Genomic DNA, 21365 nt, shown 5'->3' on the forward strand with positions numbered 1-21365 from the left:
AGCGGAGCGCTCCGCTCCGATATGTTGGCGACCGATCAACCGACGCGGGAGGACACATGCACGCCACGACGACGCCGACGGCCCTGGTGACCGGCGGCAGCCGGGGGATCGGCGCTGCCACGTCGCGGGAACTGGCGGCTCGCGGCTACCGCGTAGCCGTCAACTACTTCTCGAACCGTGAGGCGGCCGAGCAGGTGGTCAAGCTCATCGAGGCCGACGGCGGCGAAGCCTTCGCCGTTCAGGCCGACGTGCACGACCCCGCCCAAGCAGCCGAACTGCTGGAGCGTTCGACAACTGACGGGCGTCTGGACGTCCTGGTCTGCAACGCCGGCGCCCGGTTCACCCCCACGCCCGTGCAGACCCTCGCCTGGGACGACTTCAGGACGAAGGTGACGGACGAACTGGCTTCCGTCTACACCCTCACCCAGCACGCGCTGGCACTCATGGGCTCCCGGGGACAGGGCCGCATCGTGTATGTCTCCAGCGCCGTGGCCGACGGGCCGCCCGCCCCGGGCATGGCCGCCCATGGCACCGCCAAGGCCGCCCTGAACACCTTCGCCCGCTTCGTCGCCCACGAGGCAGGCCCGCTTGGCATCAACGTCAACGTCGTGGCACCCGGCTACGTCCGCACCGAAAGCAGCGCGCACATGCCGCAGGAGCTCCAGCGGCGGCTGGCGGAGAACACGCCCCTGGGGCGGGTCGCGGAACCGGAGGACGTGGCCCGGGCGATCGCGATGCTCCTCGGCGAGGAAGCCGGCTTCGTCACCGGCGAGGTGCTCACCGTCGACGGTGGGCACGGCGTGGCACGACGGTAGGGGAAAATACCTGTCCATGGGTGACACGCAGACCGGCAGACCGCGCGGCCGCCGACGGGAGGCGGACCTCAACGACGCCCGCCTCATGCAGGCCGCGCGCGAGGTGTTCGCCGAGCAAGGCTGGGACGCCCCCGTCTCGGAGATCGCCCGCCGGGCCGGCATCGGCATGGGCAGCCTCTACCGCCGCTACCCCAGCAAGGAACTGCTGGCCCAGCGGATGCGCATCGTGGGGATGGAACAGCTCGTCACCCAGGCACGCACGGCTCTCACCGAGGAACCCGACCCCTGGGCCGCCTTCGCCCGCTTCCTGCGGGACGCACTCTCGGCCCAGGGACCGGGCGGCCCACTACTCCCCCTGGTCGGCGGCCGCCTGCCGGCCACGGACGAGATCGTGGCCGCCGCCGCCCAGCTCCGGGCCGTCCTCGACGACCTGGTGGCAGGCGCGCACCGCGCGGGAGTACTGCGCGCCGACTTCACAGCCGCCGACGTCCCGTTGCTGCTCGAACACCTCACCGCGCGGATTCCCGTCACGGACGAGCGCGCCACCGCGCTCCACTTGCGGTACCTGGACGTGATCCTCGCCGGGTTGCGCACGCCGGCCGCCGACCAGCCCACCACGTTGCAGGGCCCGGCACCGGACTGGGCGGAACTCAGCGAACTGTGGAACGCCCCCGAGGGCTGATCCAGCCGCCCACACAACCAACGCAGCGCCCACGTGGCTTCGGGCACCAGCGGCCTGCCCTTTTCAAAATCTTCCCCCTCACAAGGCGCCCTTCACGGGCCGCAAGCGGATGAATGAGACAAAAGACGAGAACGGCGGGGCCGCGCGTAGCATGCTGGCTGCACGACGACGCCCCGCCGCAGCAAGCCGGCGGGGCGTCGTCGTGTCACGAGCGATCACAGGCGAGTCACCAACCCTCACGGACGCACCCATGCGGACCAACTCGGCTCAAGAACGGGAGTCAGCACCACACCGTCAAATCACCCCGAACCACACTTCCCGGACAGCGCTCGTTCCGGCCTCCCCCGGGTCCCTGAACCGCCCTTCCTTGAGTCAGCATGGTGGCCGCACGCATACCAAGTCCCCGAACTATGTTGCCCCGCCACATGTGCGCCTGACCTGCGTGTTTCTACGGTGTGCCGATACCTGCCCGTCCCCACCGCACACGAGGAAGTGGCGTAGATGACCTCCGCAGCAACCGCTCCCCCACCCCCAGCCAGCCTCAAACGCATCGTCACCGCCAGCCTCATCGGCACCACGATCGAGTGGTACGACTTCTTCCTCTACGGCTCCGCCGCCGCGCTCGTGTTCAACAAGCTGTTCTTCCCGGACTCCGACCCGCTCGTCGGCACGCTGCTGTCGTTCCTGACGTACGCGGTCGGGTTCGCGGCCCGGCCGCTCGGTGCGCTGGTGTTCGGGCACTACGGCGACCGGCTCGGGCGCAAGAAGCTGCTGGTGCTGAGTCTGCTGCTGATGGGCGGGGCGACCTTCGCGATCGGGCTGCTGCCGACGCACGCCACCATCGGGACGGCCGCGCCGGTCCTGCTCACCGTGCTCCGGCTGGTGCAGGGCTTCGCGCTCGGCGGCGAGTGGGGCGGTGCCGTGCTGCTGGTGTCGGAGCACGGGGACGCGCGGCGGCGTGGGTTCTGGGCCTCCTGGCCGCAGACCGGCGCGCCGGCGGGGCAACTCCTCGCCACCGGCGTGCTGTCGCTGCTGACCGCCGTCCTGTCCGACGCAGCGTTCGGCGACTGGGGCTGGCGGATCCCGTTCCTGCTCTCCGGAGTGCTGGTGATCGTCGGTTTGTGGATACGTCTGTCTGTCGATGAATCGCCGGTCTTCAAGCAGGCGTTGGCACAGGCCGAGGCCCGCAAGGCGGACCGGGCCGCGACCGCGGAGAAGCTGCCGCTGGTCGCCGTGTTGCGGCATCACTGGCGTGACGTCCTGATCGCGATGGGCGCGCGCATGGCGGAGAACATCAGTTACTACGTCATCACCGCGTTCATCCTCGTCTACGCCACCACCTCGGCCGGCGTCTCCAAACAGACCGCGCTCAACGCCGTACTGATCGCCTCGGCCGTGCACTTCGCCGCCATCCCGGCGTGGGGCGCGCTCTCCGACCGGATCGGCCGCCGTCCCGTGTATCTGATGGGTGCCGTCGGTGTCGGCCTGTGGATGTTCCCGTTCTTCTCGCTGATCGACACCGGCGGCTTCGGCAACCTGATCCTCGCCGTCACGGTCGGGCTGGTGCTGCACGGGGCGATGTACGCGCCGCAGGCCGCGTTCTTCTCCGAGATGTTCGCGACGCGGATGCGCTACTCCGGCGCGTCCATCGGCGCCCAGTTCGCCTCGGTCGCGGCGGGTGCGCCGGCGCCGCTGATCGCCACCGCGCTGCTGTCCGACTACGGCAGCTCCACGCCGATCGCCCTGTACGTCATCGGCGCGGCCGTCCTCACGGTCATCGCGGTTGCGGTGGCCAAGGAGACCCGCCACCGGGACCTGGCCGACGTCGCCCCTCTCGCCGACGCGGACCGGACCCCAGCACCGGCGGCGGACGCCCGGACCCCCTGAGATGTCCCGGCACCGGCCCCCGTGCGTGCGTCCCCGCGTGCTCGGGGGCCCGCCCATGGGGGTCAGTGCCGCGCCGACAACCGGTGCAGCCGCAGGGCGAGTTGGATCTCCAGGGTGCGGGCCGGGCTCTGCCAGTCGTCGCCGAGGAGGCGGCCGACGCGCTCCAGGCGCTGGGCGACCGTGTTCACATGGACGTGCAGTTCGTCCTTGGTGCGGGCGGGGCTCATGCCGCAGGCGAAGTACGCGTCGAGCGTGCGCAGCAGTTCGGTGCCGCGTCGTCGGTCGTACGCGACGACCTGGCCGATGGTGCGGTCGACGAAGCCGGGGATGTCCCGGTCTCCGGCAAGGAGCAGCCCCAGGAAGCCGAAGTCCTCGGCGGCGGCGCCGTCCCCGGAGCGGCCGAGGAGCCGCAGGGCGTCGAGGCAGCGCCGGGCCTCGGCGTAGGCCGTGGCCACGGCGTCGGGGCGGGTGGCGAGACTCTCGGCGGGTGCGGAGGCGCCGACGGTGACCCGTGCGTGGACCGCTGTGCCCAGGTGCCGGGCGGCGCGACGGGCCAGTTCGGTGGCGGTGTCGCCGGGTCCGAGGGGCAGCAGCAGGACGGTGCCGCCGTCGCGTGCGGCGGCGAGGCCGTGCCGGGTCGCGGCGAGGTGGGACGCGGCGGCGGCGAGGCGTCTGCGGGCGTCCGCCTCCTGGTCGGCGTCGGGCGCGTCACCCTCCAGGCGCGCGGCCAGAACGACGTGGACGGCGTCGAGGTCGGCGTGGAGGCGGGCCGCGCGCTCCCGCAGCAGGCGCGGGTCACGGTCGCGGGCGTCGAGCAGGTCGTCCAGGAGCTCGCCGCGGACGCGTTGTTCGGCCTCGGCGGCGGACCGGCGGGCCAGGAGCAGCAGGGAGGTGACCATGGCGGCACGCTCCAGGGTGCGCTGGTCGACGGGGTCGAGCCCCGGGTGGCCGCGCAGCACGAGCGCGCCGAGCAGTTCACCGCCGGCGGCGACGGCGGCGATCCAGTCGTCCTCGTGCCGCACCGCGTGGCCTTCCGCGCGGGACGCCTCCAGGGCATCGGCCGGTGCCGCGGTGGCCTCGGCGAACTGGACCGTGCCGTCGAGGACCTCGGAGACGGCGGCGGCCACGTCGTGGACCCCGCCGCCGCGCAGGACGAGTTCGGCGAGCCGGTCGTGCACGTCGGAGGCGCGTTCGATGACGCCGCTGCGGTCCTGGATGATCTCGTTGGCCCGCTCCAGGTCGGCGAGGGCCGAGCGGGTCTCGGCGAGCAGGTTGGCGGTGTCGATGGCGGCCGCGGCGAGGGCGGCGAAGGAGCCCAGCAGGGCGATCTGCTCCCGCTCGAAGACCCGGGCGCGGCGGTCGGCGGCGAACAGCACGCCGATGACGTGGTGCCCGAGCGTCAGCGGCACGCCGAGGATGGCCACGAGTCCCTCGTCCCGCACGCCGGCGTCGATGGTGAGGGTGTGCTGGAAGCGGTCGTCCTTGAAGTAGTCGTCGGTGACATAGGGGCGTGCGGTCTGTGCGACCAGGCCGCCGAGGCCCTCCCCCATGCCGAGCCGCAGTTGCTGGAACCGGGCCGCGACCGAGCCCTCGGTGACCCGCATGTAGGTGTCGCCCCTCGCCGGGTCGTTCAGGCTGAGGTAGGCGACGTCCGTGCCCAGCAGCGACCGGGCGCGCTGCACGATCGCCTGGAGTACGGCGTCCAGGTCGCGCAGCCCGGCGAGGTCGTGGGCGGTCTCGAACAGTGCGGACAGCTCGGCCTCGCGGCGGCGCCGTCCCTCCAGCTCCGAACGCACGCGCAGGGCGAGCGGCTTGGCCCGCTGGAGCGCGGCGATCCACTCCGCCGGGCGCCCTTCGGCGCGCGCGAGCAGCACCGGCTGCTCGTAGGCGTCGGCGGACGCGCCCCGGGCCAGAAGCTCGAGATACGGCGTCTCCGCGGCGGCCGGGGGTGGTTCGGCGATGCCGGCGGAGCGCTCGGCCGGCTGCACGTGATCGCTGGACATGCTCACAGGATTCACCATGACCGGGCCGTCCCGTCAGCCCTGTGGACAACTCCCGACGGACGCTCAGGGCCGCTCAGTGGGCGGTCCAGCCGCCGTCGAGCACGAGCGAGGTACCGGTCACGAAGGACGCCTGCGGACCGCACAGGTACGCCACGGCCTCGGCGACCTCCTCCGGTTCGATGAGCCGCTTGACGGCACTGTCCTGGAGCAGCACCTCGGACAGCACGCGCTCCTCGGGGATGCCGTGCGCCCGGGCCTGGTCGGCGAGCTGCTTCTCGACCAGTGGGGTGCGCACATAGCCGGGGCTCACACAGTTGGAGGTGACACCGTGGGGTGCGCCTTCGAGGGCGGTGGTCTTGGAGAGTCCCTCCAGCCCGTGTTTGGCTGCCACATAGGCCGACTTGTAGGCCGAGGCGCGCAGCCCGTGGACGGACGACACATTCACGATGCGGCCCCACCCCTGTCCGTACATGTGGGGCAGGGCACCGCGGATCAGCCGGAAGGGTGCCTCCAGCATCACGGTGAGCACCGTGTGGAAGACGTCGGGCGGAAAGTCCTCGATGGGGCTCACGAGCTGGAGCCCGGCGTTGTTGACGAGGACGTCGGTGCCCGCGGCGGCGAGTTCGGCGGCGTCCAGGTCGGTGAGGTCGAGGACGTGCGGTTCCACGGTGCCCGCGAGGCCACCACCCTGTCCGGCGAGGGCCTCCAGGCCCACGGCGTCCCGGTCGACCGCTCTCACCTTCGCCCCGGCGGCCGCGAGCCGCAGCGCGCAGGCGCGGCCGATGCCGCCGGCGGCGCCGGTGACGAGCGCGGTGCGGCCACCGAGATCGAGCGGGGAGGCGTGGGGTACCGGAAGGACATGGGGCGCGGTCATGCGTCGACCCTAGGCAGCACCCCTGCTCCGCCCCATGTGGTCACGCCCTACAGTTCAGCCGGAGGCAGTGGGGTCGAACCATGTGGGGGCGTCCGACACAGCCTGCTTGATCCGGAACAGGCCGTATTCGTTCAGCTCGGGCAGGGCGTCGACGTCGAACCAACCCACGTCCAGCGACTCGTCGTCGTTGACCCGCGCCTCGCCGCCGACGGCCCGGCAACGGATGGTGATGTCCATGAACTGGCAGGTGTCGCCGTTGTCGTAGGTGACGGGGTCCCCTGCCTGGACGAGCACGACCCGTTCGGCGACACAGCGCACGGCCGTCTCCTCGTAGACCTCCCGCACCGCGCATGCCGCGGGCTGCTCCCCCGGGTCCGGGATGCCGCCGATCACGGACCACCGGCGCGTGTCGGCCCGGCGGTTGAGCAGCACTCTGCCCTCGTCGTCGAAGACGAGGGCGGTGACTCCGGGGAGCCAGAGCAGCTGATGACCGGCCGAGGCACGGAGGGTGCGGATGAAGTCGGGAGTAGCCATGCCGCCGACCCTAATGGGCGGCTTCCGGCGGCCCGGCGGGTTTCAGGCGGCGTGTGTCCGGCGTACGGCTACACGTCACCGGCGCGTCGCCCGCGCATTCCGGCGCCGACGGCCCAGCCCAGTCCGCCGGCCGCGACCAGCACGAGGGCGATCTCCGGCAGGATGCCGAGCTGTGTGGCGGGCGTCTGCGAGGAGCGCAGCGGCACCTTCTGCACCAGTGAGTCGGCGACGAACATGCCGGTCTTCTGCGTGATCTTGCCGTCCGGCATGATGATCGCGCTGACGCCGCTGGTCACCGGCACGGTCACGGTCCGGCTGTGCTCGACCGCTCGGACCCGGGACATGGCGAGCTGCTGGTAGGTCATCTCGCTGCGGTCGAAGGTGGCGTTGTTGCTCGGCACGGAGATCATCTGGGCGCCGTCGGTGACCTCGGAGCGCACGGTCCAGTCGAAGGCCGCCTCGTAGCAGGTGACGAGACCGACCTTGGCGCCGTCCATGGTGAACACGCCCGGCTTGGTGCCCCGGCTGAAGTCTTGGCGCTGCATCGAGGTCCAGTTGCTGTTGATCGCCCCGATCAGCGAGCGGAACGGCAGATACTCGCCGAACGGCTGGATCTGGCGCTTGTCGTAGGTGTCGACGGGTCCCTTCGCCGGATCCCACAGGATCTGCTCGTTGTAGAGCTTGCCGTCCCGTTCGACGACGCCGCCGACCGAGATGGGCACGCCGACGGCCTTGGCCGCCTGGTCGATCACGGCGCGGGCGTCGGGGTTGGCGAAGGGATCGATGTCGGACGAGTTCTCCGGCCACAGCACGAAGTCGGGCCTGGCGACCTTGCCTGCCTTGACCTCCGCGGCCAGGCGTTCGGTCTCCCGCGCGTGGTAGTCGAGAACGGCCCGCCGCTGGGAGTTGAAGTCGAGGCCCGCCCGCGGCACATTGCCCTGGACCACGCCGACGGTGACGCTGCCGTCCTCGGCCTTGTCGCTGACCAGTGGCCGGGCGGCGACGGCCGCCACGACCGGGACGGCCAGGCTCAGCAGACCCACCGCCGCCGCCGTCCTGCGCACCGTGCCGGTGCGCCGCCACACCACAGCCAGGCGGACGACCTCGTACAGCCCGAAGCCGCACAGCACGACCGCGAAGCCGAGCACCGGGGTGCCGCCGACCGCGGCGAGCGGCAGGAACACACCGTCCGCCTGCCCGAAGGCGATCTTCCCCCAGGGGAAGCCCTCGAACGGCACGCGCGCGCGTGCCGCCTCGCCGGCGATCCACACAGCGGCGGCCCACACCGGCCATCCGGGCAGCTTCGACACGACGGTGACACCCGCGCCGACCAGCGCGACGAAGATCGCCTCGATCGCCACGAGGGCGAGCCAGGGGCCGGGACCGACCTCCACTCCGGTCCACACCAGCAGCGGCAGCAGGAAGCCGAGACCGAAGAGGTAGCCCAGGCCGAGCCCCGCCTTCCAGCCGCGGCCGCGCAGCACCCAGCCGAAGATCGCGAAGGCCGGCAGGGCCAGCCACCACAGGGTGCGGGGCGGGAAGCTGACGTAGAGCAGGAGGCCGGAGAGCGCGGCTGCTACGGCCGGGAGGAGGCGCCCGAGCCGCCGGGCCCAGGCCCGCGCCTCGGGCGCGATCCGCGGCTCCAGCTGGTCCGACTCGCCGACGGAGGTTGCGGTGACGGTCACTCCCGGAGTGTAAGGCGAGTGACCTTGACACCGACAGCGCGGTCCACCAGGCGGCGGCGTCACGCACCGCGGGCCCGATCGCGCAGGGCCTCGCCGTGGATCTGCCGCAACGTTCCTGCTCATTTCGTGACGACACATCCACAAACCGTCCACCAGCGGCTACGGTGTCCCGAAGCCTCAGTCGTGCGGCCGGTGGCGGCCTGTGCGACCGGGGCCTTCACAGGTCGGGGGCGACGCGGTGCGGGGGGCGGGGCGGGGTGGGTTCCAGTGGGCTGACGCCCGCGTCCGGGCAGGACGCGGACGGTGAGAGACCGATCGCTGTGGACGCGGCGGGCGTCGTGGTGCTGGGGGCCTGCGCCGGCTGGTCCCTGATCACGGCGGCGGTGCACGGCGGCCGGCCCGAGGGTGTGCTGCTCGCGGTGCTGGCCGTGGCGGCCGGGTACGCCGCCGGCCGGATCGGCGGGGCGCTGCTGCCGGTCGGCGCGCCCTGCGCCGGGGCGCTGGCCGGTGTCGGGCTGACCGTGGCCGTTCCGCATCTCGCGCCGGGCCCGCAGATCGCGACACCTCTCGGGCATGCCGGGGCGACGGCTGCCGTGCTGACGTTGTCGGCCGGTGCCGCGTGCTGCGCGGCCTGGGCCGCTCGTGTTCCGGCCGTGCGCTTCGCCCTGCGGCTGCTGGCCGCCGGGACGGCGGTGCTGGCGGCCGTGCTCGGGTCGGCCACCGGCTGCGTCGCCTCGGTCGCGGTGCTGTTGTGCTCGCTGGCCGCCGGCCGCACCCGGCACCGCGGCGCGGGCCTCGCCATACTGGGCACGGTCGCCGTCCTGGTGACCGGCCTGACGTGGGCGGTCGCGGCGCGGGCCGTACCGGGCGGGCTCGTGACCGCCGTCGAAGAGCGGCTCACGCCGCACCGCGTACAGCTCTGGCAGGACGCCTGGCATCTGCTGCGCGACGACGCCGCCCTGGGGATCGGCCCGGGGCGCTTCGGGGAGCTGAGCACGACGTCCGCACAGTCACTGCTGTCCGACGGCAAACCCCACTCGGCACCCCTTCAGCAGGCGGCCGAGCAGGGGCTCGTCGGTGTGGTCCTGCTGGCGGCGGCGTTCGGCTGGGTGCTGTACGCGCTGTGGCGCGGCCCTCGCCCGACGCCGGTGGCGCTCACCGCGGGCGCGGCCCTGACGGCGCTGGCGGCCATCGCCGCGATCGGCAACGCGCTCAGCTTCACGGCGGTGTCGGTGGGTGCGGGACTGCTGGCGGGCATGGCCACGGCCCGGCCGCTCGTCGCCGAACCGGCGGGCACCGCTCCGGACACACGTTCCAGGGGCGCCGGACGTACCCCGGCGTGGTGATCGGAAGCCCGTTCAGTGCGCGGCAGCGCCCGGCTTGGTCCGCCCCAGCCGCGCCTTGATGACCTGTACGGCCGCCTCCGCGTCGTCCACGGTGATCGTGAAGGTGTGTCCGTCCCACAGTTCCAGCACGACGCCCTCACCCCGTCGTACGACGACCGCCGTGCCCTTCTCCGGCCGCCACCGGTAGCCCCAGCCACCCCAGTGGCGGGGAGTGACGTGCGAGATGTACGTGGCGCCCGCCACATCGGAGAGCGGGATGCGGCGGCGGGGCAGGCCGATGTGGCCGCAGCGCACCTCCAGGTGCTGCTCGTCGACCCGCAGGGCGACATGCACGAAGGCGAGCGTTCCGAAGAGGACCAGCAGCCCGGCGGCGATGCAGCCGACCACGGCCATGACCAGTGGGACGACGCCGGACGTCCACGCCGAGTCGACGGCCAGTTCGATGCCCAGTGCCATGCAGGCGGCGCCGATGAGCGCCAGCAGCCACTGGACCCGGTTGGTGGCCCGGCCCGTCCAGACGTCGGGGTGCGGGTGGGGAGCGTGCTCGCCGTGGCGGTGGTCCCTCATGCCTATGAGGTTACTCAGGTTTCGCTCCGCTGGTACCTCATGGCGGAGCGTGACTGCGCCGGCCGGGCGGCGGGCGCGGATCCGGCAGACCGACGACGCTCGGAGACCGGTGCCGGTCAGCCGGCCGGCGTGACCGCCTGCAACAGCCGTCCTTCGTCGTACGCCAGGGCGGCTGCGGGGAGCGTGCCCTCGCGTCCGCTCAGCAGGACGGTCAGGGTGCCGTGCGGCGTGGCCCCCGGCGCGGGCTGCTCGCCGAGCCGGCGCAGGGCCTGCGCGGCCACGGCGCCCGCGGAGCCGTGCAGCACGAGGGGCGGCCGGCCGGGGCGCTGTACGGCGGCCCGGATGCGCTCGGCGACCAGCTCGTAGTGGGTGCAGCCCAGGACGACGGTGGTCACCTCGTCGGGCGTCAGTGCGGCGGCCGCGGACACGGCGGCGTCGATCGCCGCCTCGTCCGCGCGTTCGACGGCCTCGGCGAGACCCCAGCAGGGCACCTCGGTGACGGGGACCCCGTCGGCGAAGTCCCGGATCAGGGTGCGCTGGTACGTGCTGCCGGTGGTGGCCGGGGTGGCCCAGATGGCGAGGTGTCCGCCGCCGGCCGCGGCCGGCTTGATCGCCGGGACGGTGCCGATGACCGGAAGCTCCGGTTCGAGACGGGCGCGCAGGGCGGTGAGCGCGTGCACGGTCGCGGTGTTGCAGCCGACGATCAAGGCGTCGGGGCGGCGCGCGGCGGCCGCCTCGGCGACGGCCAGGGCGCGCTCGGTCAGGTCTTCCGTGGTCCTCGGGCCCCACGGCATGCCGTCGGGGTCCAGGGAGAGTACGAGATCGGCGTCGGGGCGCAGTCGCCGCACCGCGGCGGTGGCCGCCAGCAGACCGATTCCGGAGTCCATGAGCGCGATCTTCACCCGGTCACGATAGACGATGAGCGGTCCCGGGCCGTTCCGGTGGGGCAGACTGCGCGCGTGAGCGCCGTTGTGTGGACTGCCGCTGGATCATTTCTCGCCTGGCTGTGGCTGCTGCTCTGCCAGGGCTTCTTCTGGCGCACGGATGTGCGGCTGCCGCCGCGCCGGGACCCGGACGCGTGGCCGTCCGTGTGCGTCGTCGTCCCGGCCCGCGACGAGGCGGCGGTGCTGCCCGCCGCGCTGCCGTCGCTGCTCCGGCAGGACTACCCGGGGCGGGCGGAGGTCTTCCTCGTCGACGACGGGAGTACGGACGGCACCGGTGACCTGGCGCGTGAACTGGCACGCGGGACCGGCGGGCTGCCGCTGACCGTGGGCTCGCCGGGTGAGCCGCCCGCGGGCTGGACCGGCAAGCTGTGGGCGGTGCGCCACGGAATCGGCCTGGCACGCGCGCGTGATCCCGAGTACCTGCTGCTGACGGATGCCGACATCGCGCACGCGCCGGACAGTCTCCGGGAACTGGTGGCTGCGGCCCGTGCCGGTGGGTTCGACGTCGTCTCGCAGATGGCCCGGCTGCGCGTGGAGAGCACGTGGGAACGGTTCGTCGTGCCGGCCTTCGTCTACTTCTTCGCGCAGCTCTACCCCTTCCGCCGGATCGGCAGAGAGGGCACGCGCACGGTGGCCGCGGCCGGTGGCTGCGTGCTGCTGCGGACGGAGGCCGCCGAACGGGCGCGGATCCCGGACGCGATCCGCCATGCCGTGATCGACGACGTGGCCCTGGCGCGGGCGGTGAAGCGCGGCGGCGGCCGCGTGTGGCTGGGGCTGGCCGACCGGGTGGACAGCGTCCGGCCGTATCCGCGGCTGGGCGACCTGTGGCGGATGGTGTCGCGCAGCGCGTACGCCCAGTTGCGGCACAACCCCCTGCTGCTGGCCGGGACGGTCGCCGGGCTGGCGCTGGTGTACCTGGTGCCGCCGGCGGCGGTCGTGGTGGGGCTGGTGGCGGGGAACGCGGCGGCCACGGTCGTCGGAGGGGCGGCCTGGATCGTGATGACGGGGACGTACGTGCCGATGCTCCGCTACTACCGGCAGCCGCTGTGGCTCGCTCCCCTGCTGCCGTTCACCGCGTTCCTCTATCTCCTCATGACGGTCGACTCGGCGGTGCGGCACTATCAGGGACGCGGTGCGGCCTGGAAGGGCCGCACCTACGCCCGCCCGGACGCCGTGGCCGACGAGGGCTGACGGCCGCGGGAGGAGTCACTTCCGGCCGGGGGTCCAGTTCATGCCCCACCCGTAGGCGTAGTCGACGGTCCGCTGCGGACTCACCCCGCGCTCGGGCACGAGGTAGCGCGCCTCCCGCTGGACGACCAGGTCGCCGCCCGTGTTGGTGATCAGGGCGAGCGCGCACACGGGCGAGGGAACGGTGCACTCGTCGAGGGAGAAGTCGATGGGGGCGCCGTGCTGCGGCCGCAGGGTGACGGTGGCGTTCAGGTCGGCGAACGAGCGGGCGCCTTCGTAGATGGTGACGAAGACGAGGATGCGCCGGAAGTCGTTCTTGTGGTCGAGATTGACGGTGAGGTTCTCACCCGTCGACACGGCGCCGGTGCGGTCGTCTCCGTCGAGGTGGATGTACGGGGGCTGGTGCAGCGCCCCGAAGGCGTTGCCGAGGGCCTGTACGACGCCCTTGCTGCCGTCGGTGAGTTCGTACAGCGCGCACAGGTCGAGGTCGAGGTCGGAGTGCATCGCGGCCGGGCGGCCGAACTTGCTGCTCCATCCCGAGAACTGCTTGCGGACCTGCCAGTTGAGGTTCACGTGCAGGGCACCGGAGGTGCCGCCCTGCTTGGTGAGCGACACGGAGGGGGCCGCCTTGGTGAGCGTCACCTTGGTGAGGCGGACGGGCTCGGGCGGTGCCGCCGGGGGCGCGGCCGGCGGGGGCGTGTGCGCCGAGGGCGCGGCGACGGGAGGTGCGGGGGCCGGGACCGGAGCCGGGGCCGCCTGCTGCGGCTCGTCCACCGTGATGCCGTAGTCCGTGGCCAGTCCTTCGAGTCCGCTGCTGTAGCCCTGGCCGACGGCACGGAACTTCCAGGCGCCCTGACGGCGGTAGAACTCGCCGAGGACGAAAGCGGTTTCGGTGGTGGCGCCCGGGTTGTCGAAGCGGGCGACCGGGGTTCCCTGGGCGGCGTCCTGGACCTCGATGTACAGGCCAGGGACCTGCCCGAACGCGCCGCCGTCGGAAGAGGCGGCCAGGACGATCGTCTCGACCTCGGGCTCCACGCGCGCGAGGTCGACGATAAGCGTGTCGGTCACCCGGCCGTCGGCGTTGCGCTTGCCGTCGTGCCGGATCGCGCCGGAGGAGTGCGCGGGCTGGTTGTAGAAGACGAAGTCCGCGTCCGAGCGGACCTTTCCGCTTACCAGCAGCAAAGCGGAGGTGTCGGCGTCGGGCACACCCGGTCCGGCCCGCCAGCCCAATTCCACCCGCAGCGCCGCGGTAGGCACCGCAGTATTTGAACCTTTCAGCATTTGCATGTCCGCCCCCATTGCGTGTCACCGCGCCGGGCACACCCCGGCCGTCCGTCGAGTTCCGTTCGCACAACCTATTCCTCCCCCGCGGCGAACTCTCATGCGCCGCGGGCGGAAGCCCGGTGGCCAACCCCTGGTAACCCACCCGGAACTCGGCCTTTACACGATCGGAGCCTTGTTCGGCGCCCCTTTTTGCCGAGTTCGCTCGCATTGGGGATACCCGGTCACTGCGGACACGGAAAACAACCCTCTTATCGGTCTCCCCAACCAGCACATCGTGGGCTTAACTTATGTGCCATGACCTCCCCCCGCTCCACCTATGGCGGCGGCTACTACTCCGCCTCCTTCCCGGACACCCCGATCTACGACAAGCTCGTCGCCGAGCGGGGCACCCCGCAGATCGCTCCGATCCGGGTCCCCGCTCAGTACGACACGCCGGGCGGCAACCTGCCCGCCCTCCCGTCGGCGCTGCCCGCTCTCCCGGCAGCCCCGTCCCAGCCCGCCTACGGTTATCCGCAGGCGCAGCAACCCGCCCCGCTCCAGCAGGCGCCGGCGGCGTACATCCCGCAGCAGGCCACCGCACCGCGCGGCTACCCCGGCCCGCAGCAGCCGCGCCCCGCGGCACCCGCGGGCTACGAGGCCATGCGCCCCGCGGCTCCCCGGCCCGCCCAGGCTCCCTATCAGGACCCGTACAACAACCAGCAGTACCGCGGTTACTGAGCCGCCCGCCCGGGGGCTGTCGGTGCCGGCTGGCACGATGGCCCCATGGGGAACGCGCACCTGCATTCGATCCACGTCCATCCGGTCAAGGCGGTCCGGGGCCTCGCGCCCCGGGAGGCCGTCGTGGAGCCCTGGGGGCTGACCGGGGACCGGCGCTGGGCGCTGGTCGACGACGGGGAGAAGGTCCTCACGCAGCGTCGGCATCCGCGCCTCGCCCTGGCCGCCGCCGAGCTTCTGCCGGACGGCGGCGTTCGCCTGTCCGCACCCGGCATGGAGCCCCTGACGGTGCCCGTTCCCAGGCCGTTGGACACAGTGCCGGTGGAGATCTTCCGTGACAAGGTCGACGCGGTCCCGGCCGAGGACGAGGCCGCGCACGCCTGGTGCAGTGCCTATCTCGGCATCGACGCGCGTCTCGTGTACATGGACGACCCGGCCACGCGCCGGCCCGTCGACCCGGAGTACGCGCGTCCGGGCGAGACCGTGTCCTTCGCCGACGGCTTTCCGCTGCTGCTCACCACGACGGCCTCCCTCGAGGCCCTCAACGCCCTGATCGCGCAGGGCGATCACGCGGACGAGGGCCCGCTCCCCATGAACCGTTTCCGGCCGAGCGTGGTCGTGGCGGGCACCGGCGCCTGGGCCGAGGACGACTGGTCGCGCCTCGCCATCGGGGACGTGTCCTTCCGCGTCGCCAAGACCTGCGGACGGTGCGTGGTGACCACCACGGACCAGGGCACGGGCGAGCGCGGCCGCGAGCCCCTGTACAGCCTGGGGCGGCACCGGCGGCTCGACGGCAAGCTGGTCTTCGGGCAGAACCTGGTGCCCCTGTCCCGGGGCACGATCCGGGTCGGCGATCCGGTGAGCATCCTCCAGTAGCGGGGTCGGCGGTCGGCGCCCCCGGGCGGGAACCGCCCCAAGCGCCCGGGCGTTGGGCTTGTGTGAGAAGTTCATGAGAGTCGCCGGTGAGAGGTGATTTCGCTCTCTCTTCACCCGGTTGGCGCGTGGACGGCTCGGCAGGGGGTTATCACGGAGCGGGGAAGGGGGTGCAGGCGGTGCGAGCGATCAGGGGACTCTGGCGCTGGCGGCGCAACCCGCTGTGCCGCGCGACCGATCTGGCCGAGGCCTGGTTGGCGCTGGCGGCCCTGGTGCTGATCCTCCTGGCCGCGCCGGTGGCCGGTTCCCTCGTCGGGGGTGCCGCCCGGGACGCCCTCCAGGCTTCCGTCCGCGAGCAGCACGAAGCGCGGCATCTGGTGACGGCCACAGTGGTCCGCAAGCTCGACCCCTCCCCGCTGGACGCCGATCCGGAGACCTCCACGGGCCGGGATCTGCGCAACCGCGTCCTCGCCGACTGGACGGCACCGGACGGCACCGCACATCAGGGCCCGGTGCTGGCGGGCCTCAAGGACCCGCAGCAGGGCGACACGTTCCGGATATGGACCGACCGGCACGGCCAGATGGTGGCCCGCCCCCTCGACTCCGCGACGGCGTCGACGCACGCGGTCCTCGCCGGCTTCGGCGCGGCCCTGGCGGTCGGTGGTCTCGTCGAGGGCGGCAGACGGCTGATCGTCTGGCGCATGGTCCGCCGCCGGTACGCCCGTTGGGACCAGGCATGGGACAAGGCGGGCCCGGACTGGGGCAGGACGGGCACCGGCAGCTGACAGCCTTCCGGCTCTGGTCAACCCACCACCCGCGCGCACGCTACGGTGGTCCGGCCGAACCGTTCGGCACACCCGCGCGCGAGCGAGCAGGAGGGGCGCGCCGGTTTCGATGCCGCGTGCGCGCGCAGGCCCGAGGGGCCCGGCCCGGTCGCGGTCCCGACACCGGTGGCAGCGTCCCGAAGGCGAACGAGCCATCAGTACGACCGAGGTGGGGGCACAGCTACACCATGGCACAGGGCACGGTCCAGGTGACGCACACCGGCACGTCGCGGTGGCGGCGCCGCACGGGTGAGTACGCATCGCTCGCCGCTGCCCTGGAGGCCGCGGCCGACGGAGACGTCCTCACGGTCGCCCCCGGCACCTACCGGGAGAACCTCGTCGTGCAGCGTGCGGTGACCCTGCGCGGCCCCGAGGGCTCCCCCGGCTCGGTGCGGATCGCGCCCGTGGACGGCGTGCCGCTGACCGTGCGCGCCTCGGCGGTGGTCCAGGACCTGCATGTGGAGGGCCAGGACGCGGCCGCCCCGGCGGTGCTGGTGGAAGAGGGCACTCCGGAGCTGAGCAACGTCCGGGTGGTCACGCGGTCGGCGGCCGGGATCGAGGTGCGCGGCAACGCCCGGCCCACGGTCCGGCGCTGCGCCGTCGACAATCCGGCGGGCATCGGCATCGCCGTACTCGACGGCGCGGGCGGGGTGTTCGAAGAGTGCGAGGTCGTCGCGGCCGGCCAGGCGGGCGTGGCGGTGCGCGGCGGCGCCCACCCCCGTCTGGAGCGCTGCCGGGTGCACCACACCTCCGGCTCGGGCCTGTCGGCGACCGGGGAGAACTCGGCGCTGGAGGCGGTGGGCTGCGAGATCTACGAGGTCCGGGGCAGCGGTGTGCAGATCACCGGCCGGGCCACCGCGCACCTCACCGACTGCGATGTTCACCGCACGACGGCCGACGGGGTCACGCTCGACACGGACGCCGTGCTGACGCTGGCCGACTGCCGTATCCACGACATCCCGGAGAACGCGGTCGACCTGCGTTCCCGCTCCGTGCTCACGCTGACCCGCACCACGGTGCGGCAGTTCGGGCGCAACGGCCTGTCGGTGTGGGACCCGGGCACGCGCGTGGACGCCAACCAGTGCGAGATCTTCGACAGCACGGGCGACTACCCGGCGGTGTGGGTGAGCGACGGCGCCACCGCGGTGCTCGACTCGTGCCGGGTGCACGACGTGCCGGACGCCCTGTTCGTCCTCGACCGCGGCTCGCGCGCCGACGTCGTCGACAGCGACCTGTCGCAGGTGCGCAATACGGCCGTGTCGGTGAGCGACGGTGCGACAGCCCAGCTCGACGACTGCCGGATCCGGGACGCGGCGACGGGCGCCTGGTTCCGCGACCACGGCAGCGGCGGCACCCTCAGCAACTGCACGCTGGACGGCACCCAGACCGGCGTCATCGTCACCAAGGGCGCCGACCCCACGGTGGAGCGCTGCACGATCGACTCACCCGCGGAGGCGGGTGTGTACGTGTCGGCCGGAGGCCGCGGCAGCTTCCACAACTGCCGGGTGACGGGCAGCGGCGGCTACGGCTTCCATGTGATCGACGGCAGCCGTACGACGCTGCGGAAGTGCCGCACGGAGCGGTGCGCGCGCGGCGGCTACGAGTTCGCGGACAGCGGCGCGGACGCGGCGTCCGGGGCGGGCCCGCTCGTCGAGGACTGCACCAGTGACGAGAGCGGCGGGCTGCGGACGCCCGGGGCGCGGGAGACGGCTGTGCAGACGGTGAGCCACTCCCCCGGCGGCCTGCTGGGCGCCGTCCCTGGTCAGCGCACCGAACCGGAGCCTCCGGCCCCGGCCCCGGTCGCGGAGCCCGAGCAGTCGGCCCGTAGCTCCAAGGACGTCCTCGGTGAACTGGACGCGCTGGTCGGCCTCGAGAGCGTCAAGCGCGAGGTGCGCGCCCTCACGGACATGATCGAGGTCGGCCGGCGCCGGCAGCAGGCGGGCCTGAAGGCGGCGTCGGTCAAGCGGCACCTGGTCTTCACCGGCTCCCCCGGTACGGGCAAGACGACGGTCGCGCGGCTGTACGGCGAGATCCTCGCGTCCCTCGGTGTGCTGGAGAAGGGCCACCTGGTCGAGGTGTCCCGGGTCGACCTGGTGGGCGAGCACATCGGCTCGACGGCGATCCGCACGCAGGAGGCCTTCGAGAAGGCGCGCGGCGGCGTGCTGTTCATCGACGAGGCGTACGCGCTGTCCCCGGAGGACGCGGGCCGCGACTTCGGCAAGGAGGCCATCGACACGCTGGTGAAGCTGATGGAGGACCACCGGGACGCGGTCGTGGTGATCGTCGCGGGCTACACGGCCGAGATGGAGCGCTTCCTCTCGGTCAACCCCGGTGTGGCGTCCCGGTTCTCGCGGACCATCACCTTCAGCGACTACGGCCCCGAGGACCTGCTGCGGATCGTGGAGCAGCAGGCCGAGGAGCACGAGTACCGGCTGGCGCCCGGCGCGGCTCAGGCGCTGCGGACGTACTTCACGGAGCTCCCGAAGGGCCCGGCGTTCGGCAACGGCCGTACCGCGCGGCAGACCTTCGAGGCGATGGTGGAGCGGCACGCGAGCCGGGTCGCCCAGTTCGCCGAGCCGAGCACGGACGACCTGACCCTGCTCTACGCGGAGGACCTGCCCGAGTTGCTCTGAGGATCCGCCTCCGGATCGGGGCAGGGCTGCTCGGCCGTGTGCCGCGGTGCCGGCAGGTCCGGCCGCAGCCGGGCCAGCAGCTTGCGGCGCTCCTCGGCGAACGCCGGGTCCGCCTGGTAGTCGGAGTGGCCGAGGATCGGCGCGGGCAGCGGGTGCAGGTCGTTGCGGCCGTAGGAGAGGGGATCCTGCAGCGGCACGTGGTCGACCCCGAGGTCGTGGTTGCCGGGCAGACGCACCGGGCCGCCGATGGGGTCGGTGAGCCGGTACAGGTTGCGCCAGCAGTCGACCTCCCGGTGCAGGGAACCGAGCGCGGCGGGGCCGAAGTGCGCCGGGAACCAGCGGCCGTAGAGCCGCTCCAGCGGGGAGCCGTACGTCAGCAGTGCGACGCGTTTGCGGGTGGACGGCGTGAGTTGCCAGGCCGCGGCGGCGGCGAGCACGCTGCCCTGCGAGTGCCCGGAGATGACCAGCCGTCCGCCGGTGACGCGGGTCCAGGTCGCGATCCGCCAGGTCAGGTCGGGCACCGCGCGCTCGGCATAGCAGGGCGGGGCGAAGGGGTGGGCGGCGCGCGGCCAGAAGGTGCCGACGTCCCACAGGATGCCGATGGTGCGCCGCGCGGCGGCGTCCTTGTAGGCGCGCCTGCCCCAGGTGACGAACAGTATGAAGCCGAGGCCGATCAGCCAGGAGCCGAGGGCCTGGGCGGTCTCGGCGGCGCCGTGGACGAGGGGGTAGGTGCCCCGCGCCGCCTCGCCGGGCGTCTCGTCGGTGGCCATGGCGCCCACGAGGGCTGCGGCACCGAGCAGCAGGGTGACGCCGGAGGTGACGGCGACGATGCGGGGTCCCCGGTCGGTGAGGGAGGCCATCGCGCGGGTGTAGGCGATGCGGCGGGTGCGGGCGCGGTCCTGGGCCTCGTCCGGGTAGTCGCGGGCCACCGCCTCGCGTTCGGCGCGGGCGAGCTGCCAGGCGCGGTGGGCCAGCCAGCCGAAGAGCACCAGGAGCACCACGATCAGGGGCGGGATCACGGACGCCTGCCAGGTCAGCAGGACGGGCGGGCCGTCGATCGACGTCCCGGTGCCGTCCAGCCAGTCGGACACGCGCTGCGACACACCGCCGGACATCACCCCGCCCAGGGCGCAGGCCAGCATCGCGACGGCCGGTCCGCCGAGACCCCGCAGCACGGCCCGCCGGTCGGGGTCGGTGCGGTGCAGTGCGTGGGCGACGCCGGCGAGGACGATCACCAGCAGGCCCTGGACCAGGGCGAGACCGCCGAAGGTGGCATCACCCGGCAGCCGGCCGGCCGACTCCCAGCCGGGGCGCTCCCACCCCGCGTACAGCAGGGCGAGGGCGAGCAGGACGAGGGCGGCGAGCGGCAGGCGCCGTACGAAGCGCTCGTCGAGTTCCCGGTCGATGCGTCTCTCGCTGCGGCCCCGGCGGCAGACCACCCACACCACGGCGACCGCGCAGGCCGCGAGGGCCGCCTCCAGGAGCAGGCCCAGGATGTTCAGTACGGCGGGGCCGCCGGGCCGGCGGTCGTGGCGGGCGGCGGCGCTGGCGACCGCGGCGGCGACCGTGACCAGCCCGGCGGCGGTGTGCGCGGCGCGCAGCCGGGCCACCAGCCGGCGTCCGTACCAGAAGCCGGGCCGGCCGAGCGCGGTCGTGCCGCCGCCGTCGTCTTCGGGCTCGGGGTCGCGGGCCAGCGGCTGCTGGGACTCGTAGTCGCTCCAGGTGCGCCGGGACAGGTACCACAGCAGGACGGTCAGGGCGGTCGGGACGAAGGACGCCAGGGCGAGCCTGCGGCCGGGGCTGCTCCACCAGCCGCCGTCCGAGACGGTGGGTGAGAGGAAGCCCAGCCAGGAGTGCCGGTCGGCGCACGCGCGCGTGCCCGCGCACTGCCAGGCCGCCAGGTCGAGGGCGACCTCGCAGGCCGCCGCGACGAGCAGCACCGTCAGGGTGAGCCCCGTGAGCCGCACCAGGAGGCCGTACAGGCGCACCGTGCGGCGGCGGCCCCGGGCGCTGGGGCGCATCCAGTGGGCGAGGTTGACGACCATGAACGGCAGCAGCAACAGCCACAGGGCCCGGGTGCCGTTTCCGGAGGTCAGGTTGCACCAGACGTAGGCCTCGGGCACCGGTCCGTCGCGGCGGCGGTCGTCGGCGCTCTTCTCCGCGTCGACGTCGTCGGCGCGCCGGAAGACGGCCGCGATGCCGTCGCCGGTGATCCGCACCGTGCGCGGATCGTTGAGCATCTCCTGCGGCGTGGTGCCGCCCACGCCGTGGACCAGGAGTTCCAGGGCGGTCCCGGTCTCACCGGGCCGCCGGGCGGGCTGGTCGGGCCCGCCGGTCGAGTCATGTTCCCGTGCACGTTCCACTGATTCGCACTTCCCCCGTGACACGCCGTCGGCTCTGTCCGTGCGGGCACAAGGATCTCCACTTCCGCGGCGCCGCACACCTCCCGTCACGGAATCTCTCCGATCCGTAACACTGCGGAGCGACGAGCGAGGCCCCGGGTGGCATGTAC

General features: G+C 73.1%; 17 protein-coding genes. 9 read left to right on the top strand and 8 right to left on the bottom strand.

From position 1 onward, the window contains the following. The first annotated feature begins 56 nt into the window (after positions 1 to 56). From CP976_RS04410 to CP976_RS04420, 3 genes are all read left to right on the top strand, one after another. Positions 57 to 815: an SDR family oxidoreductase gene (locus CP976_RS04410; RefSeq protein ID WP_150479106.1), complete on the top strand. Its 759-nt coding sequence runs from the start codon at positions 57 to 59 to the stop codon at positions 813 to 815. Between the two features lie 16 nt (positions 816 to 831). After that, on the top strand, positions 832 to 1497 hold the full coding sequence (locus CP976_RS04415) for a TetR/AcrR family transcriptional regulator (RefSeq protein WP_150479107.1): 666 nt from the start codon (positions 832 to 834) through the stop codon (positions 1495 to 1497). Between the two features lie 501 nt (positions 1498 to 1998). Then, positions 1999 to 3384: an MFS transporter gene (locus tag CP976_RS04420; protein ID WP_150479108.1), complete on the top strand. Its 1386-nt coding sequence runs from the start codon at positions 1999 to 2001 to the stop codon at positions 3382 to 3384. 62 nt (positions 3385 to 3446) lie between these two features. Here the strand turns inward: CP976_RS04420 and CP976_RS04425 are convergent, their stop codons facing one another. The 4 genes from CP976_RS04425 to lnt form a co-directional block, all read right to left on the bottom strand. Further along, positions 3447 to 5387 (bottom strand): helix-turn-helix domain-containing protein, encoded by a 1941-nt coding sequence (locus CP976_RS04425; protein ID WP_150479109.1) that lies wholly within the window; start codon positions 5385 to 5387, stop codon positions 3447 to 3449. A gap of 73 nt (positions 5388 to 5460) precedes the next feature. Then, positions 5461 to 6261, bottom strand: a complete 801-nt coding sequence (locus tag CP976_RS04430; RefSeq protein WP_150479110.1) for a 3-hydroxybutyrate dehydrogenase — start codon at positions 6259 to 6261, stop codon at positions 5461 to 5463. Positions 6262 to 6315: 54 nt separating this feature from the next. Continuing rightward, positions 6316 to 6795 carry an NUDIX hydrolase gene (locus CP976_RS04435; protein WP_150479111.1) on the bottom strand — a complete coding sequence of 160 codons (480 nt, stop codon included), beginning with the start codon at positions 6793 to 6795 and terminating at the stop codon, positions 6316 to 6318. Between the two features lie 68 nt (positions 6796 to 6863). Then, positions 6864 to 8480, bottom strand: a complete 1617-nt coding sequence (lnt, locus tag CP976_RS04440) for an apolipoprotein N-acyltransferase (protein ID WP_150479112.1) — start codon at positions 8478 to 8480, stop codon at positions 6864 to 6866. A gap of 320 nt (positions 8481 to 8800) precedes the next feature. Here lnt and CP976_RS04445 point away from each other — a divergent pair, with 320 nt between their 5' ends. After that, positions 8801 to 9826 (top strand): O-antigen ligase family protein, encoded by a 1026-nt coding sequence (locus CP976_RS04445; RefSeq protein WP_150485224.1) that lies wholly within the window; start codon positions 8801 to 8803, stop codon positions 9824 to 9826. Between the two features lie 12 nt (positions 9827 to 9838). Here the strand turns inward: CP976_RS04445 and CP976_RS04450 are convergent, their stop codons facing one another. Together CP976_RS04450 and CP976_RS04455 are read right to left on the bottom strand one after the other, a co-directional pair. After that, positions 9839 to 10393 (bottom strand): hypothetical protein, encoded by a 555-nt coding sequence (locus CP976_RS04450; RefSeq protein ID WP_150479113.1) that lies wholly within the window; start codon positions 10391 to 10393, stop codon positions 9839 to 9841. Between the two features lie 116 nt (positions 10394 to 10509). Next, positions 10510 to 11295 carry a glutamate racemase gene (locus tag CP976_RS04455; RefSeq protein WP_150479114.1) on the bottom strand — a complete coding sequence of 262 codons (786 nt, stop codon included), beginning with the start codon at positions 11293 to 11295 and terminating at the stop codon, positions 10510 to 10512. 39 nt (positions 11296 to 11334) lie between these two features. Between CP976_RS04455 and CP976_RS04460 the strand changes: the two genes are divergently transcribed. Continuing rightward, positions 11335 to 12528 (top strand): glycosyltransferase, encoded by a 1194-nt coding sequence (locus CP976_RS04460; RefSeq protein WP_150479115.1) that lies wholly within the window; start codon positions 11335 to 11337, stop codon positions 12526 to 12528. Positions 12529 to 12543: 15 nt separating this feature from the next. Here CP976_RS04460 and CP976_RS04465 read toward each other — a convergent pair whose 3' ends face one another. Continuing rightward, positions 12544 to 13806 carry a TerD family protein gene (locus tag CP976_RS04465; protein WP_150479116.1) on the bottom strand — a complete coding sequence of 421 codons (1263 nt, stop codon included), beginning with the start codon at positions 13804 to 13806 and terminating at the stop codon, positions 12544 to 12546. Positions 13807 to 14103: 297 nt separating this feature from the next. On the opposite strand from CP976_RS04465, the gene CP976_RS04470 reads away from it, so the two are divergent. The 4 genes from CP976_RS04470 (at position 14104) to CP976_RS04485 (ending at position 18853) form a co-directional block, all read left to right on the top strand. Then, a complete protein-coding gene (locus tag CP976_RS04470) occupies positions 14104 to 14526 on the top strand; it encodes a DUF6643 family protein (protein ID WP_150479117.1) in 423 nt (140 codons plus the stop codon). Between the two features lie 45 nt (positions 14527 to 14571). Beyond that, on the top strand, positions 14572 to 15399 hold the full coding sequence (locus CP976_RS04475) for an MOSC domain-containing protein (RefSeq protein WP_150479118.1): 828 nt from the start codon (positions 14572 to 14574) through the stop codon (positions 15397 to 15399). 176 nt (positions 15400 to 15575) lie between these two features. After that, on the top strand, positions 15576 to 16181 hold the full coding sequence (locus CP976_RS04480; RefSeq protein ID WP_150479119.1) for an Rv1733c family protein: 606 nt from the start codon (positions 15576 to 15578) through the stop codon (positions 16179 to 16181). Between the two features lie 227 nt (positions 16182 to 16408). Continuing rightward, positions 16409 to 18853 (top strand): right-handed parallel beta-helix repeat-containing protein, encoded by a 2445-nt coding sequence (locus CP976_RS04485; protein ID WP_150479120.1) that lies wholly within the window; start codon positions 16409 to 16411, stop codon positions 18851 to 18853. Here CP976_RS04485 and CP976_RS04490 read toward each other — a convergent pair. Then, positions 18823 to 21216, bottom strand: a complete 2394-nt coding sequence (locus CP976_RS04490; RefSeq protein WP_150479121.1) for a lipase family protein — start codon at positions 21214 to 21216, stop codon at positions 18823 to 18825. The genes CP976_RS04485 and CP976_RS04490 overlap by 31 nt on opposite strands. Positions 21217 to 21365: the final 149 nt, after the last annotated feature.

This window comes from Streptomyces coeruleorubidus (assembly GCF_008705135.1).
Classification (GTDB): Bacteria; Actinomycetota; Actinomycetes; order Streptomycetales; family Streptomycetaceae; genus Streptomyces; species Streptomyces coeruleofuscus.

Excerpts from the sequence above, each read along its gene's own strand:
- CP976_RS04410 (WP_150479106.1), top strand. The coding sequence starts at position 57 with ATGCACGCCACGACGACGCCGACGGCCCTGGTGACCGGCGGCAGCCGG.
- CP976_RS04415 (WP_150479107.1), top strand. The coding sequence starts at position 832 with ATGGGTGACACGCAGACCGGCAGACCGCGCGGCCGCCGACGGGAGGCG.
- CP976_RS04420 (WP_150479108.1), top strand. The coding sequence starts at position 1,999 with ATGACCTCCGCAGCAACCGCTCCCCCACCCCCAGCCAGCCTCAAACGC.
- CP976_RS04425 (WP_150479109.1), bottom strand. The coding sequence starts at position 5,387 with ATGTCCAGCGATCACGTGCAGCCGGCCGAGCGCTCCGCCGGCATCGCC.
- CP976_RS04430 (WP_150479110.1), bottom strand. The coding sequence starts at position 6,261 with ATGACCGCGCCCCATGTCCTTCCGGTACCCCACGCCTCCCCGCTCGAT.
- CP976_RS04435 (WP_150479111.1), bottom strand. The coding sequence starts at position 6,795 with ATGGCTACTCCCGACTTCATCCGCACCCTCCGTGCCTCGGCCGGTCAT.
- CP976_RS04450 (WP_150479113.1), bottom strand. The coding sequence starts at position 10,393 with ATGAGGGACCACCGCCACGGCGAGCACGCTCCCCACCCGCACCCCGAC.
- CP976_RS04465 (WP_150479116.1), bottom strand. The coding sequence starts at position 13,806 with ATGCTGAAAGGTTCAAATACTGCGGTGCCTACCGCGGCGCTGCGGGTG.
- CP976_RS04470 (WP_150479117.1), top strand. The coding sequence starts at position 14,104 with ATGACCTCCCCCCGCTCCACCTATGGCGGCGGCTACTACTCCGCCTCC.
- CP976_RS04475 (WP_150479118.1), top strand. The coding sequence starts at position 14,572 with ATGGGGAACGCGCACCTGCATTCGATCCACGTCCATCCGGTCAAGGCG.
- CP976_RS04485 (WP_150479120.1), top strand. The coding sequence starts at position 16,409 with ATGGCACAGGGCACGGTCCAGGTGACGCACACCGGCACGTCGCGGTGG.